At 61.6% G+C, this 17,480-nt stretch carries 15 protein-coding genes and 1 pseudogene; 2 read left to right on the top strand and 14 right to left on the bottom strand.

The features are described from left to right. Window positions 1-34 precede the first annotated feature (34 nt). From ADU59_RS26305 to ADU59_RS26325, 5 genes are all read right to left on the bottom strand, one after another. Window positions 35-3,139, bottom strand: a complete 3,105-nt coding sequence (locus ADU59_RS26305; RefSeq protein ID WP_068958203.1) for an efflux RND transporter permease subunit — start codon at window positions 3,137-3,139, stop codon at window positions 35-37. Next, window positions 3,136-4,215, bottom strand: coding sequence for an efflux RND transporter periplasmic adaptor subunit (locus ADU59_RS26310; RefSeq protein ID WP_068958205.1), 1,080 nt, complete (start codon window positions 4,213-4,215; stop codon window positions 3,136-3,138). The genes ADU59_RS26305 and ADU59_RS26310 overlap by 4 nt, the downstream gene beginning before the upstream one ends. Continuing rightward, window positions 4,212-5,309, bottom strand: coding sequence for an efflux RND transporter periplasmic adaptor subunit (locus tag ADU59_RS26315; RefSeq protein WP_244506516.1), 1,098 nt, complete (start codon window positions 5,307-5,309; stop codon window positions 4,212-4,214). Before ADU59_RS26315 ends, ADU59_RS26310 begins: the two co-directional genes overlap by 4 nt. Before the next feature lie 251 nt (window positions 5,310-5,560). Beyond that, a complete protein-coding gene (locus tag ADU59_RS26320) occupies window positions 5,561-5,944 on the bottom strand; it encodes a response regulator (RefSeq protein ID WP_244506517.1) in 384 nt (127 codons plus the stop codon). Window positions 5,945-6,071: 127 nt separating this feature from the next. Beyond that, on the bottom strand, window positions 6,072-6,827 hold the full coding sequence (locus ADU59_RS26325; protein ID WP_068958209.1) for a Crp/Fnr family transcriptional regulator: 756 nt from the start codon (window positions 6,825-6,827) through the stop codon (window positions 6,072-6,074). Window positions 6,828-7,005: 178 nt separating this feature from the next. Here ADU59_RS26325 and ADU59_RS26330 point away from each other — a divergent pair. Continuing rightward, window positions 7,006-7,842 (top strand): annotated as a pseudogene (locus ADU59_RS26330) (SDR family NAD(P)-dependent oxidoreductase); the annotation flags it as partial. 146 nt (window positions 7,843-7,988) lie between these two features. Then, window positions 7,989-9,545, top strand: coding sequence for a VOC family protein (locus ADU59_RS26335; protein ID WP_068958329.1), 1,557 nt, complete (start codon window positions 7,989-7,991; stop codon window positions 9,543-9,545). A gap of 4 nt (window positions 9,546-9,549) precedes the next feature. Here ADU59_RS26335 and ADU59_RS26340 read toward each other — a convergent pair whose 3' ends face one another. From ADU59_RS26340 to ADU59_RS26380, 9 genes are all read right to left on the bottom strand, one after another. Next, entirely contained in the window at window positions 9,550-10,107 is a 558-nt protein-coding gene (locus tag ADU59_RS26340) for an NADPH-dependent FMN reductase (RefSeq protein ID WP_068958211.1), read from the bottom strand. Window positions 10,108-10,206: 99 nt separating this feature from the next. Next, window positions 10,207-11,160, bottom strand: a complete 954-nt coding sequence (locus tag ADU59_RS26345) for a ring-cleaving dioxygenase (RefSeq protein ID WP_068958331.1) — start codon at window positions 11,158-11,160, stop codon at window positions 10,207-10,209. A gap of 152 nt (window positions 11,161-11,312) precedes the next feature. Next, a complete protein-coding gene (locus ADU59_RS26350; protein ID WP_068958213.1) occupies window positions 11,313-12,095 on the bottom strand; it encodes a carbon-nitrogen hydrolase family protein in 783 nt (260 codons plus the stop codon). Further along, the gene (locus ADU59_RS26355) at window positions 12,092-12,892 is read right to left on the bottom strand and encodes an ABC transporter permease (protein ID WP_068958215.1); all 801 of its coding nucleotides are present in this window, start codon (window positions 12,890-12,892) and stop codon (window positions 12,092-12,094) included. The genes ADU59_RS26350 and ADU59_RS26355 overlap by 4 nt, the downstream gene beginning before the upstream one ends. Further along, the gene (locus ADU59_RS26360; RefSeq protein ID WP_068958217.1) at window positions 12,889-13,743 is read right to left on the bottom strand and encodes an ABC transporter permease; all 855 of its coding nucleotides are present in this window, start codon (window positions 13,741-13,743) and stop codon (window positions 12,889-12,891) included. Before ADU59_RS26360 ends, ADU59_RS26355 begins: the two co-directional genes overlap by 4 nt. After that, window positions 13,740-14,777, bottom strand: coding sequence for an ABC transporter ATP-binding protein (locus tag ADU59_RS26365; protein WP_068958219.1), 1,038 nt, complete (start codon window positions 14,775-14,777; stop codon window positions 13,740-13,742). The genes ADU59_RS26360 and ADU59_RS26365 overlap by 4 nt, the downstream gene beginning before the upstream one ends. Window positions 14,778-14,985: 208 nt before the next feature. Next, the gene (locus tag ADU59_RS26370; protein ID WP_068958221.1) at window positions 14,986-16,074 is read right to left on the bottom strand and encodes an ABC transporter substrate-binding protein; all 1,089 of its coding nucleotides are present in this window, start codon (window positions 16,072-16,074) and stop codon (window positions 14,986-14,988) included. Between the two features lie 91 nt (window positions 16,075-16,165). Continuing rightward, window positions 16,166-16,813, bottom strand: a complete 648-nt coding sequence (locus tag ADU59_RS26375) for an amino acid ABC transporter permease (protein WP_068958223.1) — start codon at window positions 16,811-16,813, stop codon at window positions 16,166-16,168. Further along, complete coding sequence (locus ADU59_RS26380) at window positions 16,810-17,478, bottom strand: amino acid ABC transporter permease (RefSeq protein WP_068958225.1); 669 nt, start codon at window positions 17,476-17,478, stop codon at window positions 16,810-16,812. The genes ADU59_RS26375 and ADU59_RS26380 overlap by 4 nt, the downstream gene beginning before the upstream one ends. Window positions 17,479-17,480: the final 2 nt, after the last annotated feature.

Raw genomic sequence — 17,480 nt, forward strand, 5'->3', positions numbered from 1 at the left:
GCCAGGCACAACCCCACACCCGGGGACATCTTTGCTAGACCGGCACCGCATCATCCGGAACGGGCGCATCCGACCCCTCGACCTTCACCTCATCCGTCTTTTCCGGCGGCCTGATGCGGAACCAAGCGATATAGAGCGCCGGCAGGAAGAGCAGCGTCAGCACCGTGCCGACGATGATGCCGCCCATCATGGCGTAGGCCATCGGTCCCCAGAAGATTTCCCGGGAGATCGGGATCAGCGCCAGACTGGCGGCCGCAGCCGTCAGCATGATCGGCCGCATGCGATGCTCGGTCGCCTCCTGCACTGCCTGCCAGGGGGCAATCCCCTCCTCTCGCAGATGTTCGATCTGCACCACCAGAATGACCGAGTTTCGGATGAGGATGCCGATCAGCGCCAGAATCCCGAGAATGGCGACAAACCCCATCGGCGAATTGCTGGATAGCAACGCCACCACCACCCCGATCAGCGCCAGTGGCGCCACCGCAAAGACGAGGAACAGACGCGAGAAACTCTGGAGCTGGATCATCAGGATCGTTGCCATGACGAACAGCATCAACGGCACGACGGCGACAATCGGCGCCTGGCTCTTGCCGCTTTCCTCGACGCTGCCACCAACCTCGACCGTGTAGCCGGGCGGCAACGTTGCGGTGTAGGCGGAGACATCCTTCGACAACTGCGCCACGATCGTCGCCGGCTGCGTCGCATCGACGATACCGGCCTTGACGGTCAAGGTCGGCAAGCGCGACCGGCGCCAGACGACCGGCTGCTCCATCTCGTAGCGGAAGTTCGCCACCGCTGCCAGCGGAACGGAATTGCCGTTGGTTCCCGGAAGCTGCAGATCGCGCAGGGTCTCGATCGACTGCCGCTCGGATGCCTTGGCGCGGGCAACCACGTTGATGAGATAGATATCATCGCGAACCTGCGTCACCGTGGTGCCGCCAACGATGCCGTTCAGAGCCGATGCGATATCCTGCGAGGTCACCCCGAGCTGGCGGGCCTTGTCCTGCAGCACGTCGACCTTGATGACGCGGGCCGGCTCGTTCCAGTCGTAGACGATATCCCCGAGCAGCGGGTTGCGGCCGAGAACACTGCCGAGTTCGAGCGCATGCTGGCGGACCTCGCCGATATCCGGTCCGCTAACCCTGTACTGCACGGGCCGGCCGACCGGCGGACCGATATCCAAGAGCTTCACATAGGCATCGGTCCCGACGAAGGTCTCCTTCAGGTATTTCTGCAGATCGGCACGCAGCTTGTCGCGCACTTCAAGGCTCTTGGTGACGATGATCGTCTGGCCGAACGAGGTATCCGGCGGCTGCACGTCGAACGACAGGACGAAGCGCACGGCGCCCTCTCCGACATAGGTCGACCAGCGCTCGACATCGGGATTGCCGACGAGCTTGTCCTTTTCGAACTTCGCCATCTGCGCATTGGTCTCGGTGATCGAGGAATTCTGCGGCAGCGACCAGTCGACAATCAGTTCAAGCCGGTCGGATGACGGGAAGAACTGCTGCTGCACGTGGGTCATGCCAAACAGCGACAGGGCGAAAATGGCCACCGTGAAAGCGATCGTCGTCCACTTCCAGCGCATGCACCAGACCAGGAGACCGGCGAATATCCGCGCCAGCCGGCCCTTCTCGTCGTGATGCTGCTTCATCGTCTTGGGCAGGATGGTAACCCCGAGCAATGGCGCGAAAACCACCGCGACGACCCAGGACACCAGCAGCGAGACGGCAATGACGACGAACAGCGTGAAGGTGAACTCACCGGCAGCACTGTTGTTGAGACCGACCGGAATGAAGCTTGCGACGGTGACGAGGGTACCTGTCAGCATCGGAAAGGCGGTGGACGTATAGACATAGGTCGCCGCCTTGCGCAGAGAATCCCCCGTCTCCAGCCGCGCCACCATCATTTCAACCGCAATCATCGCGTCATCGACCAGAAGCCCCAGCGCGATGATCAGCGCGCCGAGCGAGATACGCTGCAGCGAGATGCCGAAATAGGACATGACGACGAAGGTGATGGCCAGCGTCAGCGGGATAGACAGGGCGACGACAAGGCCGGCGCGCACGCCGAGGCTGACGAAGCTGACGGCCAGGACGATGATCACCGCCTCGGCAAGGCCGCGCGTAAAGCCCGACACCGCCTCCTCGACGATCAGCGGCTGATCGGACACCAGATGCACATCGACGCCAACCGGCAGTTCCGCCTCGACCTGTTTGATCTGCTCTTCGACATGCTTGCCGAATTCCAGAAGATTGGCCCCCTGCTTCATGCCGATCGCAAGGCCGATGGCCGGCTCGCCGTTGAAGCGGAACAGCGCCGAGGGCGGATCGGTATAGCCGCGGGTAATCGTGGCGATGTCACTTAGGCGGAAGAAACGATTATTGACCTGCAGATTGACGGCGCTCAGGCTGTCTTCGGACGAGAACTGGCCGTTGACGCGAACGCTGACGCGCTCGCCATCCGCCTGCACCACACCCGACGGCGCGATGGCATTCTGCGCCTGCAGCGTGGCAACGACATCGTTCTGATTGATCCCGAGGGCCGCGAGCTGACGCGTCGAGAATTCGAGATAGATCACCTCGTCCTGCGCGCCGACAATATCGACCTTGCCGATATTCGGGACGGTCAAGATCTGCCGGCGTGCGGTCTCGACATAGTCACGCAACTGCCGCTGGGTGAGACCATCCGCCGTGAAGGCATAGATATTGCCGAAGACATCGCCGAAGCGGTCGTTGAACGACGGGCCGACGACGCCGGACGGGAACTGGCCGCTGATATCGCCGATCATATTGCGAACGGTCACCCAGATAGAGGCGACATCGCGTGCCTTCGTCGTATCCTTGAGATTGACGAAGACGAGTGTCTGGCCCGGCGTGGTGATGCTGCGGGTGTAGTCGAGCGATTCCAGTTCCTCGAGCTTACGCTCGATGCGTTCGGTAACCTGGCGGGTGGTCTCCTCGACCGAGGCGCCCGGCCACTGCGCCGAGATCGTCATCGTCTTGATCGTAAAGGACGGATCTTCCTCGCGGCCAAGGCTCAGATAGGAGAAGAACCCGAGCAGGCCGAAGACGATCATGAAATACCAGACCATCGACGCATGATCGAGCGCCCAGTCGGACAGGTTGAACTTCTTCATGAGCGTGCCTCGTCTTCAACTTTCACTTTCTGGCCTTCCTTGAGACTGTGTACCCCGGCGGTGATGACGCGCATGCCGGCGTCGATACCGGAGGTGACGACAATATTGCCGGCCACTTCAGGCCCCGTTACCACTTCGCGGGCGCTCACCGTTGCGTCACCCTGCGCAACCACCCAGACATAGGATTTGCCGTCGCGCGCAAGAATCGCGGTTGCCGGCAGAATCATCCGCTCGACGACGGCCTCCGTCTGCGTGGCGGTGATCGTGGTTCCAAGCCGGAAGCCTGCCGGCGGATTTTCCAGGGCAATCTTGACGCGGCGCGTTCGCGTCGCCGCGTCTGCCGCCGGCGCGATCTCGCGCACCTTGCCGTTCACGACCATGGCGGGATTGATCTGGAGAGAAACCGAAAACGGCGTACCCACCGGCAAAAGTGCATTGCCGTCCGGAACGTCCACCACGGCATCCCTGTCATCCGGCCGGGCGACGGTCACGACGGAGGCGCCGGCCGCGACGACCTGTCCGACCTCCGCGCCGGTCTCCGTCACCACGCCGTCAAATGCTGCCGTGATCTGCGTGTAGGAAAGCTGTTCCTGGGCCTTCGACAAGGCCGCGCGCGATTGCACGACAGACGCCTGCGCACTGGCGCTCGTCTGTTGCGCACTTTCGACGGACGCCTGTGTTTCCGTGCCGACCTTGAACAGCGCCTCGGTCCGCCGTTCGACGGAGAGGGCATTGGCAAGCGAGGCTTCCGCATTGGCCAGATCGGCCTTGGCCGATCCCACGGCAAGTTCAAGCGCTGTTGGATCGAGCGCTGCCAGCAACTGCCCCTCGGTCACCGTATCTCCCGTATCGACATCGCGGGCAACGAGCAGGCCTGTGACGCGCGGGCCGAAGATGGTTTGAACCTTTGGCTGCACGGTGCCGGCAAAGCTGGAACCGGGCAGCGCCTGAAGGGTCACGATTTGCGACAGCACGGGGCGGATCGGCGGTGGCGCCTCATCCTCTTTTTTCTGGCAGCCCGCCAGCGTGGCAAGCGTGAGTGGCGCAAGCAGCAGCGCCAGCGATATCCGGTTCATTCTGCCTGTTCCTTGATGACATCAACCACTTGGCCGGGGCGCAACATCTTCGCACCATCGACCACAACGTTATCGCCCTTGGTGAGACCTTCGGAAATCAGCACGCGGCCGGTCTCGTAAGGGCCGACTGTCACCGGCTTCAGGTTGACCGTGCTGTCCTTCGTATTCACCACCCAGACAGCCGGTTTTCCATCCAGCACGGAAAGCGACGTCCATGGCAGGACCACCAGCTTCGTCGGCATGCCACGGGCAAAACCGGTCACCGGTGCGCCAAGCGTCATGCGGTCGGGCGTGCTGTCCATGGCGATCTTGACGCGCACGGTTCCCGTTGCCGTATTGATCGTCGGAGAGATTTCGCTGACCGTTCCTCCGGTTTTGACCGAGGGGTCGCTGATCAGCGCCAGTTCTATTTTCGGCTCCGAAGGCTTTTGGAACAGCAGCGATTCATAGACTTCGAAGATCGCGTCGCGCGGACCGTCCCTGGCAACGGTGAACATGGTCTGCGCCGCCTGGACCACCTGGCCCGCCTCCGCGTTGCGCACGGTGACGATCCCATCGGCATCCGCCCGAAGCTCGGTATAGGACAGGGCGTCGCGCGAGGTGCCGAGTTGCGCATTGGCGGAATCGAGCGATCCTTGCGTCGTCTGCAGGGCTGTCTGCGCCTGATCAAAGGCCTCCTGCGTGGTCGAGTTCTTCGCCAGCAGCGATTTCTGGCGCTCGAATGAGGAAGAAGCCTGCTTGACCTGTGCCTCCGCCGCGCGGACCGCGGCCTCGGCAGCCTGGACATCCGCCTTTTGTTCACTCGGATCGATGCGCGCCAGAACATCACCGGCCTTCACATGCGATCCGACGTCGGCGTGCCAATCGGTTATCTGGCCGCTGACGCGGAAGGAAAGATTGGTCTGGACATGGGCGACAACCTCGCCGGTCAGCGTCACAGACTGCTGGTGATCGACAAAGTCGGCACTCTGAACCTGGACCGTTGTTTTTCCCGTTTCCGGAGGCTTGGTTTCGCCCTGGCAGGACGCCAGAACCAGGACCGCGACCGATGCCGCGCACCACCCGCCAAAGCGGGATTTTCGTTCTTTGTTCATCTGCAACCGTTCGTTCTGATATTTATACCGAACCATTTATTGTGGCCCCTCAATATACACAACGCGCACCAAATACAAGCCGGTCGGCAGGCAGACCGCGCTCACTGCGATAAACTATCCGTTCCCTGCCCAAGTGGGAATATATCAGAAACCATACGGGTTTATTGCGCAAGTAGAAAGAAAACCTGCGGTTGAAATTTACATGCCGACAGGGGCCGGGCCGTCCTGAACGACGGCAGGCACAGGGAGAATTACGGCTGACCAGCCGTTGCGGCGGCCAGCAGGCGGGCCATCGAGCTTTCGTCGAAAGGCTTGGTGATGTGGGGGATTTTGCGCAGCGCGGCCGGAAAGAACGAGTTCTCGCCGTAACCGGAAACGAAGCCGAAAGGCATGCCGCGCGCAGCAAGAAGAGCGGCAAAATCGAAGCTCGTCTGGGAGCCCAGATTGACGTCGAGAAGAGCAAAATCGAAGGGCTGCGCTTCGATCAGGACACCGGCCTCAGCCAGATTTCCGGCAATTTCGACATGTTCGACGCCAAGGGAGCGCAAAATATCCTCGGCTTCCATGGCAATGATGAAATTGTCTTCGAGCACCAGCACGCGCCTGATCGAAAGTGAAGTTTCCGTAAGCGCCAACGATAGGGTCCTGTCTGCAATTCGTCCGGCGGCATTAAGCCGCGGCCCTTGGACCCGAGCAGTATGGCAAGAACGGGGCAGTGACATTTAAATAAGACACGTCCCCGGCGATATCTCCGCGCATGGTTCAGATGAAGGGGCGGCTCTTTTCGTGATATCCTTCCCAGCCGGCCATCTTCATCAGCCCCTCATCATCCAGAATGTCGCAGCCGCGATCGGCCCAGCGAATCAGCTTGCGCTCACCCAGCTTTTTCAGCGTCTTGTTGGTGTGGACGATGGAAAGCCCGAGCGTATCGGCCACATGCTGCTGCGTGATCGGAATCGAGACGCGCGCACCTTTGAACAGATTGCTGGCCTTGGCCCGCTGGTAGAGAAAAGCCAGAAGATAGGCCGCCCGCTCCAGTGCCGAGCGGCGTCCGATGCTCAGGAGGTTTTCATCGAGGATGCGCTCTTCCTGCGCGGCGATCCAGGTGAGGTCGTAGGCAAGGTCGGGATAGTTACGATAGAGCACGCCGAGTTTGTCGCGCTCGAAGACGCACAGCGTTATGGGCGAAAGCGCCTCGACCGAATGCTGCATCTCGCCCATGAGGCTGCCCTGCAGCCCGATAAGGTCCCCTGGCATCATGTAATTGAGGATCTGGCGGCGGCCATCGTCCAGCATCTTGTAGCGAAAGCCCCAGCCCGAAAGAACCGTGAAGAGGTGCGCGCTATTCGACCCTTCCACCAGGATCGTGGTTCCCGCATCGACCGCCAGTTCGCCCGTCTTGAAATTTGAAACGAACTCCAGTTCATCCGGCTTGAACTCGCGGAAATGCGGCAGCGCCCGCAGGGGACATTGTTCGCACGGCGTCTGTCGGTTGTTCCGGGTTTTTGGCGCGGCCATTTGGTACCTTTGTCGGATGAGAGTTTTGGGCGGGAAATCAGGACTTTGATTTCCCTTGAAAATTAGGGCCTCATGTTCTTCCGGCAAGGGGGCTTGGCAAAGCACCGGTGGACTTCTCCCGGCTAGGCGCCTAGTTTTCCGTTGAAGATCATGCCCTTGAGAACGAGACGGAACAGCGATGAATCACCCAGCCTTTGCCAGCAACCATGTCGCGGTCGTAACCGGAGCAGCGTCCGGGATAGGACTTGCCGCCGCCAAACGGTTCGCGGGCCTCGGCATGAACGTCGTGCTCGCCGATCTGCCGGGTGAGCAGCTGGACAAGGCCGCGCGCGAGACGGCGGCCGTCTCCCCGCACGGCCCCGGCAGCGTTGTTGCCGTGCCTACGGATGTTGCCAGCACCGATGCCCTCAAGGCACTGGAAAAAGCCGCGGTCGATCGTTTCGGCCGGGTGCACGTGCTGATGAACAATGCCGGCATCCAGCCCGGAAGCTCTATATTCGGCGCGCAGGATGCCTGGGAAAAGGTATTCGCGGTCAATCTTTGGGGCGTCATCAACGGATCGCGCATCTTTGCACCCGCCATGATCGCCCACGGTCAGACCGGTCTCATCATCAACACCGGCTCCAAGCAGGGCATCACCACGCCGCCGGGCGATCCCGCCTACAATGTCACGAAAACCGGCGTCAAAGCCTTTACCGAAGCGCTGCAGCACGAACTGCGCAATACGCCCGGCTGCGCCATATCCGCCCATCTGCTGATTCCCGGCTTCGTCTATACCGGGCTGACCGCGAACGGCCGCACGGAAAAGCCGGAAAGCGCATGGACGCCGCAGGAGACGGTCGATTTCATGATGCTGAGCCTTGAAGGCGGCGACTTCTACATTCTCTGCCCCGACAATGACGTCGAGCGCGCCACCGACGAGAAGCGCATTCTCTGGGCCGCCGGCGACATCATCGAAAACCGCCCGCCGCTGTCGCGCTGGCATCCCGATTACGCCGATGCCTTCAAGCTTTTCTGGCAAAGCAACGCCCGGAGATCGGCTGAACGCGGTAGCAAGTGCCCCTTCGCGCGTTCATGCGGTGGACGATGTGTTCACACAGAAGCGCTGGCGTAGCGCTCTGTTTGCTGCTTCTCTGCATTCCAATCAACGGGTTTCATGACATGACCAGCGGCATCCACCACATCACCCTGATCACCCGCAAGGTGCAGCCCAATGTCGATTTTTACACCGGCTTCCTCGGCCTGCGCCTCGTCAAGCGCACGGCCGGTTTCGAGGACGCCGCGCAGCTTCATCTGCTCTACGGTGACGAGACCGGATCGCCGGGATCGCTGGTGACTTTTCTCGTCTGGCAGGACGGTGCGCCCGGCCGCGTCGGCCATGGTCAGCCGAGCGAAATCGCCTTTGCCATCGCACCGGAAAGCATCGGCTTCTGGCTCACACGCGCCCTGCGCTACAGTGTAACGGCAACCGGCCCCACACATGAATTCGGCGAGCCCGTCATCCGGTTGAAGGATCCGGATGGCGTCATCGTCAAGCTTGTCGGCACGGAAGCCGTGGCCGGCCCTGCCGTTCATGTCACGTCCGATATCCCGCAGGCAGACGCAATCCGCAGGCTACGCGGCGCAACGATCCTGACGGCCACGCCAGACGGCACCGCGGCCTTCGTGACCCGGCATTTCGGCTATACGGAAACGGAGAGGACGGAGGCGATCCGCCGGCTGACCTCGGCCTCCGGCGACGTCATCGACGTGCGCGATGCCGCCGGATTCTGGACGGCGGCCCCAGGCACCGGGACGATCGACCACATCGCGTTTCGCGCAACCGATATGTCAGCGGTAAACAATGCCCGAATGCAGCTGGAGGCGGAAGACGCCGGCGAGATTTCCGCCCATGACCGGAAATATTTCTACTCCCTCTATGTCCGCGAACCGGGCGGCACGCTGTTTGAGCTGGCCACCGATGCGCCGGGCATGACGGTGGACGAAAGCCAGGAGACGCTCGGAACGAAACTCTTCGTCCCCGAGCATTTCGGCGGCGATCTGGAAGCCAACCTCGTCATGTTGCCGCAATTTGCGCTTCCCGGCGAGGAGCGTTTTACCGAGCGCGACCTGCCCTTCATTCACCGCCTGCATCAGCCGGAACACCCGGATGGCCGCACCATCGTCCTCTTGCACGGCAGCGGCGCCAACGAAACCAGCCTTTTGCCACTCGGCCGCCAGATCGCCCCGCATTCGCTGCTCCTCAGCCTTCGCGGCCGCAGCACCGAGGAAGGGTTCCCGCGCTTCTTCCGCCGGATCACCCCGTTTACCTTCGACCAGAAGGATATCGCCTCCGAAGCCGAAGCCTTCGTCGCGATGATCGAAGGCGCCATTTCCGCCTATGGCATCGACCGCGAAAAGATGGTTTTCGTCGGCTATTCGAACGGCGCCAATATGCTGGTCGCCACCATGCTGCTGCACCCGGGGCTGATCAAGAATGCCGCGCTGCTACGCATGATGAACCCATTGGACACCGTCCCGCAAACCGATCTGACCGGCACCAATGTGCTGATGGTGACGGGCAAGACGGACCCCTATGCCCACTATGCACCGCCGCTCGAAACCCTTTTCCGCAAGGCGGGGGCGACGCTCGATACCGTCACATTGAAAGCCGGGCACGAGATCGGCGCCATGGATGCTCAGGCCGTCCGGGAATGGCTGAAGGCGAAGACGCCCTGAAACGCTAAGCCGTTTTCGCGGCAACGTAAGCCGCAAAAGTCTCGACGAAGACCTTCAGCCGCGCTTTGGCGTCCTCGTCGATCAGGGTTCCGTCCTTGTCGAACAGCGAGCCCGCCTTCGGCAGCATCAGCCGCTTGCCCGACCAGAGGTCGGCGCCGAGCGTGCGAAACACCGAAAGCCAGGCGTCCTGGCTGAGCAATGTCCCGAATGGCCCCGGCGACGTGCCGGCAAGCGCAAAGGAGCGCCCGGCAAAGACATTCGGTGCGCCGGTCATCGACGAACTCACCCAATCGATGGCATTCTTGAAAACGCCCGGCATGGAATTGTTGTATTCCGGCGTGAACAGGATGACGCCATCGGCAGCGGCGATCTGGTCTTTCAGCACCTGCACCGCCTCCGGCACGCCTTCCCTTTCGACATCAGCATTGTAAAGCGGAATGCCTTCGATGGTTCCGATCGTAAAGCTCACGCCCTGCGGCGCCATCGGGAGCGCCGCGTGCAGCAGGGCCTTGTTGAACGACGCCTTTCTCAGGCTTCCGGAAATGCCGATCAGTTTTGTCATACGGGCGGTCCTTTCTTGCATGACCGGGAGCATCCTGTGAAATATGAAAAAGTACAGACAAAAAAGCCGGAAGTCCTGCTCCCGGCTTTTCGTTTCAGGTCAGACCAGCGGCTTCAGCCGTGCCTCGATCTGAACGCGCTTGTGCTCGAGGAACGGCGGCAGCGACAGCCCTTCGCCGAGTGTTTCCAGTGGCTCGTCGACGGCAAAGCCGGGACCATCGGTGGCGATCTCGAACAGGATGCCGTTCGGTTCGCGGAAATAGAGCGAACGGAAATAAAATCGCTCGACCTCGCCGCTCGACGGCAGCCGGAAGCTCTGCAGACGCTCGGTCCATGCGTGCAACGCTGCCTCGTCCGGCGCGCGGAACGCGACATGATGCACGGCACCGGCCCCCTGGCGGGCGGCAGGAAGGCCGGGCTGGACCGCGACGTGCAACTCAGCCGCAGGACCGCCCTCGCCCATCGAGAACACATGCACCTCGCCATTGCCATCCGGCGACGGATATTGGCGCTGCCGGGTCATGTTCATCACCTGCTCCAGCACCAGCTGCGTATTGGTGATGTCAGGCACGCTCATGGTGATCGGACCGAGGCCCTTGATCTGGTGTTCGGCCGGAACCGGGCTGCGATCCCACGGATGCGACGGCGCAAGCCCGCCATCATCGATCAAGCGAAAGCGCTGGCCCTCGCCGTCCTCGAAATCAAGCGACAGACGGCCGTCGATCTCGACGACATCGCCGGCGGTGACGTTCAGTTCGCCAAACCGGGCCCTCCACCATGCAATGCTTTCCGGGCTGCCGACACGAAGGCCGGTGCGCGAGACGCTGTGCGTGCCGCGTGTCTCCCGGTTGACGGGCCAGTCGAAGAAGGTGAGATCCGTGCCCGGCGTCGCTTCGCCATCGGCATAGAACAGATGATAGGCAGTGGTATCGTCCTGGTTCACCGTCTTCTTGACCAGGCGCATGCCAAGCGTCTGCGTGTAGAAGCGCAGGTTTTCCGGTGCATTGGCGGTAATCGCTGTGAGGTGGTGAATTCCTGTCAGTTGCAAGCTCATGGCTGCCTCCATTGGTGATATGAGGCGAATATCGGCTTCCCGGCCCGTTTAATAAAGAGGCCCGACGCGGACAGAATGTTCACTATCTGTGAACGACAATTCGACCGATGGCGCTTGCAATCGAATCCGGCCGCTTCGAACCGTGGCCGCGCTCAGGCGCGGCGCGTCAGGTCGGTCAGATAGGTATTTTCGCTTTTCGAAACATCAAAATTGACGGGATCAAGCACCGCGACCATCAACGCCTCGCCGTGGGGGGCAGCACTTGCCAGAAGGCTGCCATCAGGTGCTGCGATACGCGACGATCCGGCGAAGGTGAAGCGCTCGTCCGCACCGCAATGATTGATATAGGCAACGAAGACCTGATTCTCGAATGCCCGCGTCTGGATCATGTGATCGGCAATGAAGGTGCCGGAATAGCCGGCCGGCAGCGCCGTCGGCACCAGCACGGCATCTACGCCCGCCAAGGCCAGCCGCCGGACGTTTTCCGGGAACTCGACATCGTAGCAGATCAGCATGCCGCATGTGACGCCGCGATGGTCAAACAGCACGGTGCCGGGCGCTGCGGGCGTGAACAGCGCCCGCTCGTACTCGCCGTAGAGATTGGACTTGCGGTAAACGGCCGGGACCGCAGTTCCATCGACATAGACAGCGCTGTTGAAGACGGTGCCCTCCGCCTTCTCGGCAAAGCCGGCAATGATCGCAACGCCGGTCTCCGCCGAAATCGCCTGCAGCCGCTTGACCAGCGGACCGTCGGCAGGCTCCGCCAGATCACGGATGATATCGCCGGCGCCATAGCCGGTCAGGCCGAGTTCCGGCGTGATCAGCAGGCTGGCCCCTGCGGCTGCCGCGTCCTTCGCCGCTTGCGCGATACGCGCGAGATTGGCCGCGACGTCGCCGCTTTCCGATTTCATCTGCAGGGCAGCAAGCGTAATCATGTGTCGTCCGATGACATGGCGCCGAGCAGCTTCGGCAGATCGCCGAACCGCGCGACAAGGGAAAAGATGATGGCCGCCGTCGCCACGAACAGGATCGTCACCGAGGCCATGGTTGGCGTGTAGCCGTAGCGCAGCGCGTTGAAGATCTTGATCGGCAGCGTTTCCATGGTGAAGCCGACGGTCATGTAGGCAACGATATACTCGTTGAGCGACAGCACGAAGGCAAACGCATAGCCGGAGACGAGATAGGGCAGGATCAGCGGCAGAATGACGGTCCGGAAGATCGTGCGGTCATCGGCCCCCATCGTCGCCGCGGCCTCGACCAGCGAACGGTCGATCGCCGTAAAGCCGAGCGAGAGCGTCACCAGCGGCAATGTCACGAAGAAGATCGCGTGACTGACGACGGCCGTCCATGGCTGACCGTAAAAGCCGGTCGCCGCCCAGAACGTCAGAAGTCCGAGCGCGGTGATCACCGGCGGCAGCGTGAACGGCGCAATGCCGAGAAGTTGGAAGATATTGGCCCAGGGGGCGACCCGCCGCCACAGGAACCAGGCGAGCGGCAGCGCGATCGCCACCGCCAGGGCAGCCGACAGGAGAGCCAGCGTCAGCGAGGCGAGCAGCGCATTGCGCCATTCCGGATTGAGGAAGATTTCGCCGTACCAGGACAGCGAAAAACCCTTGGGTGGGAAAGCCAGCGTCTGCTTGGCATTCACCGACACACCCAGAACGACGATCATCGGCAGCGCCAGAAACAGACCGATCAGGGAGAAATAGATTTTGCTGAGCGCACCGGTCATGCGGCTTCTCCCTTGCGTCCGGCAAGAATGGTCAGCGCCACGAGCCCAAGCGTCACCAGCACCAGGAACACCGCCATGGCCGCGGCAAACGGCATGTTGGACTGATAGATCGCCTGATCGGTGATCAGCACCGACAGCGTCCAGTGCTGCGGCCGGCCCAGAAGCTGCGGCAGCAGGTAGCAGCCGAGCGCGAAGATGAACACCATGATCAGCGTCGCGGTAATGGTGTTGCGCAAGGCAGGGACGACAACGGTGAAGAAGGCCTTGATCGGAGATGCGCCGAGCGTGCGGGCTGCTTCCGTCAGTGTCGGATCGAGCCGCACCAGTGCCGGATAGAGTACCAGCACCGTATAGGGAAACGCCTGATAGACCATGCCCGTCAGGACCGCGCCGAAACTCGGCAACAGCGCCTTCGCCTCACTCATGATGCCGGCCATGACCAGAAGATTGGTGATCCCGGCCGTGCGCGAAAACAGCGTCGACCAGGCAAAGCCGATGATGACCTCCGACAGCGACAGCACCGATAGCAGTGCCACCAGCCAGACGACCTGCACTTTGCGGCTCATGCGGGTCAGCAGGTAGGTGAAGGGAACGGCAAGGAGAACGCAGCAGATCGCCACCGTGACCGCCAGCATCAGCGAGAAGCCGAGCACATTGGCGAAGAACAGGCTGAGGAAACGCTGATAGTTCGACAGCTCGAAGGCCGGAACATAGAAACCGCCCTGCTGACGCTGGAAGAACGAGACGGCGATCATCGTCGCAAACGGCACGACGAAGAAGACGACGAGCATCGTTGCCGGAAAGAACAGCGGGCCGTAGTCACCGATTTTTTGCGGGGCTTCGCGTCTCATTTGGCCAGCACCACGCAAACGTCAGGCAGCAGTACCACGCCAACCGGCTGCCCGACCGTCACTTCGGGCCGCGCGCGCGGCGTCGAGACCGCGACAATCTGGCGCCCGGCAATATCGACGAAGGTTTCGATCGTGCCGCCGAGATCACGCACGAAGGTCACCGTACCAGACAGCGCGCCGTCGCCCGGTGCCGTCAGATGCACGTCTTCCGGCCGGATTGACAGCGTCGCCTTGCGCATATCGGCCCCGAGCGAGACACCGGAAACCGGCTGACCGAGCACGGTGACACGGCCGGTGCTGTCGGCTTCGGCTTCCAACAGATTGGTCGAGCCGATGAAATCGGCAACGAACGTATCGGCCGGCCGGCGATAGATCTCGATCGGCGATGCGGCCTGACGGATTTCTCCGCCCTTCATGACGACGACCGTATCGGCCATGGTCATCGCCTCGCGCTGATCGTGCGTGACGACGATGGTGGTGATGCCGAGCTGCTGCTGCAACTGGCGCAACTCCACCTGCATCGCCTCGCGCAGCTTGGCGTCGAGTGCCGACAACGGCTCGTCGAGCAGAAAAAGTTTCGGCGAGATCGCCAGCGCCCGGGCAATCGCCACGCGCTGGCGCTGGCCGCCGGAAAGCTTGGATACCGGCCGGTCGGCATAGCCGCCGAGATGGATCATCGACAGAAGCTCATCCACCCGCTTCTTCTGGTCTTCCTTTGCAACGCCGCGAATGCGCAGAGGATAGGCGATATTCTCGCCGACCGTCAGATGCGGAAACAACGCCAGCGACTGGAACACCATGCCGAGATTGCGCTTGTGCGTGGGAACACGGGTGATGTCCTCGCCATCAAGATTGATCGCGCCATTGGTCGGCAGATCGAGACCGGCGATCATGCGCAACAACGTGGTCTTGCCGCAGCCGGAGGGGCCGAGCATGCAGACGAAGCTCCCGTTCGGCACCGTCAGCTCGACATTGTTGACCGCGGTGAAGGTCCCGAATTCCTTCGTGACGTTGTTGAGGACGAGGCCTGACATTGTGTTCCTGTCTTTTCGCATCATGCGTAAAATAATTTAGTCTATTTACCGCTTCCAAACACATAGGAGGTCGAAGCGGCCTTTACCTCCCCCTTGAGGGGGGAGGTCGCAGCGTAGCTGCGGGTGGGGGTGATCTATTGTTTGGCGCAAGAGGTCACCCCACCCCGGCACTGCGTGCCGACCCTCCCCCTCAAGGGGAGGGTATAAATCAGCCGACGATCAGTTCAGTCCATTTCTGGTTCAGCCAATCCGACTTTGTCTGGTAGAGATCGTAGCGCGGAATGATCGGCTCGATGTCGGACGAAACGGCAGCGAATTCCGCATCCGTCAGGTCGGTCAGCTCGCGCTTGACCGTCGGCGAGGTGCCGACCTTGCGCGACAGGATCGCCTGGATCGACGGCTGGCTCATATAGTCGATGAACACATGTGCCTCCTCGACCTTGGTCGAGGCGCGCGACAGGGCCCAGCAGCCGCTATCCTGAATGCCGCCCTCTTTCGGGAAGGTCGAACGGACAGGATTGCCGTCGGCAGCGGCAAGACCGGTGACGTCATGGTAATACTGGCCCATCGGGATTTCGCCCGACTTCAGCGCCTGCTCGAACTGCGCTTCGTCGCGATACCAGAGACGGACGTTCGGCTTGACTTCGGCAAGCTTGTCGAACGCCTTCTGGATGCCCTCTTCCGTATCCAGCGCATTGGTGCCGCCGAAGAAAGTCTTGGCCGTCACTTCGAGCAGGAAGGAGTTGGACACCAGCGCCAGCAGACCGAGCTTGTCGGCATTTGCCGAATCCCAGAATGCTTCCCAGGAGGTCGGTGCTTCCTTGTACACATCGGTGTTGGTCACCAGCGTGATGTACCAGGAGACCGCGCCGATACCGGCAACACGGCCGTCCGGATACTTGTTGACGAAACGGTCGATGAGGTTCGCCCCGTTCGGAATCTTCGCCATGTCGAGCGGCGCCCAGAGATCGGTCGCCTGCCCCTTCAGCATCGCCACCTGCGACATCATCGAGACGTCGGCGGGGGCCTGACCTGCCTTGGCGGCCTGGTCGAGCTGCACCAGCCAGGCTTCGCCGGTCGGCTCGGCGATCGCTTCGACGGCGATACCCGTCGTCTTGGTAAACTCGGGGAAAATGTTCTTGTCGAAGGAATCCTTGAAGTAGCCGCCATAGACGCCGACCTTCAGCGACTTGTCCTGCGCCCGGAGGATCGACGGCATGGCCAGCATCGACACACCGGCAAGACCGGCACCCAAAACGGCGCGGCGGCCGACGGTCTGTTTCAGAAATTCAGTCATCATGGTTCTCCTGTTTTACCGGTGCCACGTTTTCGGCTCCCGGTCTGTTCCCAATTTTTGTCCCGGACTGCAAGTCCGGACTGCATTTTGATCAGTGTTTTAAAGCCCGAAGCTCCAGTATCTTTGCGTATCGCGTCAACGGGAAACACAGGGCGAAATAGATGAGCGCAACGAACCCGTAGACCTTGAACGGCTCGAAGGTTGCATTGTTGATCGCATTCGATGTCCTGACCAGTTCCTCAAATCCGATGATCGATGTCAAGGCCGTGCTCTTGATCAGCTGCACCAGAAAGCCGACCGTCGGCGCCCGTGTCATCGCAAAGGCCTGCGGCAGGATGATCAGCCGCAACTGCTTGAGATAATGCAGGCCCAGGCTGCTTCCCGCATCCCATTGTCCAACCGGCACGGCCTGCACGCCGCCGCGCCAGATTTCCGCCAGAAAGGCACTCGCGCATAGCGTCAGCCCAAGCACGGCAGCCGTCCAGGGTTCGATGCGCAAGCCCAGCAGCGGCAGGCCGAAGAACAGCAGGAACAGCTGCATCAAAAGCGGCGTCCCCTGAAACAGGCCGATATAATATTCGGCAAACCGCCGCACCCAATCACGCTTGGAAATGCGCATGAACAGGATGAGCAGGCCGACGATGGTGCCGCCGGCAAAGGCGACCGCCGACAGAAGGATGGTCCAGCGCGCCGCCAGAAGCAGGTTTCGGACGATATCCCAAAGGGTAAACTCGATCATGACACGCCTCCGGCCAGAAAGCGGTTGCCACCGGCCACCAGCAGCCGGCGCAGGCCGATGCTCATGGCGAGATAGACCAGCGTCACGATGAAATAGGTCTCGAAGGCGCGGAACGTGCGGGCCTGCAGGAGGTCGGCCTCATAGGTCAGTTCGCGCACGGCGATCTGCGAAACGACGGCCGATTCCAGCATCATGATGACGATCTGGCTGGTCAGCGCCGGATAGATCACCTTCAACGCCTGCGGCAGCACGATCTTGACGAACACCTGGCGCGGCCGCAGTCCAAGGGCAAGCGCTGCCTCCTTCTGCCCTTTTGGCACGGCATCCAGACCGGCGCCGACGATTTCGGTCGTATAGGCCGTCATGTTCAGCGTCATGGCCAGAATGGCGGCGACGACCGGATCGAGACGGATGCCGAGGCTGGGCAGGCCGAAATAGATGAAGAACAGCTGCACCAGAAACGGCGTGTTGCGGATGAGCTCGACATAGCCGGCAATCGCCCGGCGCAGCAAGGCATGACGGCTGCGCCGTCCGGCAGCCCCCAGAATGCTGAGAACGGTGCCGGCAACAGCCGACACCGCGATCAGGAACATCGTCATGGCTGCGCCATTGGCGATCAGGAGGAACGCATCGTCCAGCCAGCCGAAGTCGAGCGCATAGCCCAAAG

It is taken from the genome of Pararhizobium polonicum (genome assembly GCF_001687365.1).
Classification (GTDB): Bacteria; Pseudomonadota; Alphaproteobacteria; order Rhizobiales; family Rhizobiaceae; genus Pararhizobium; species Pararhizobium polonicum.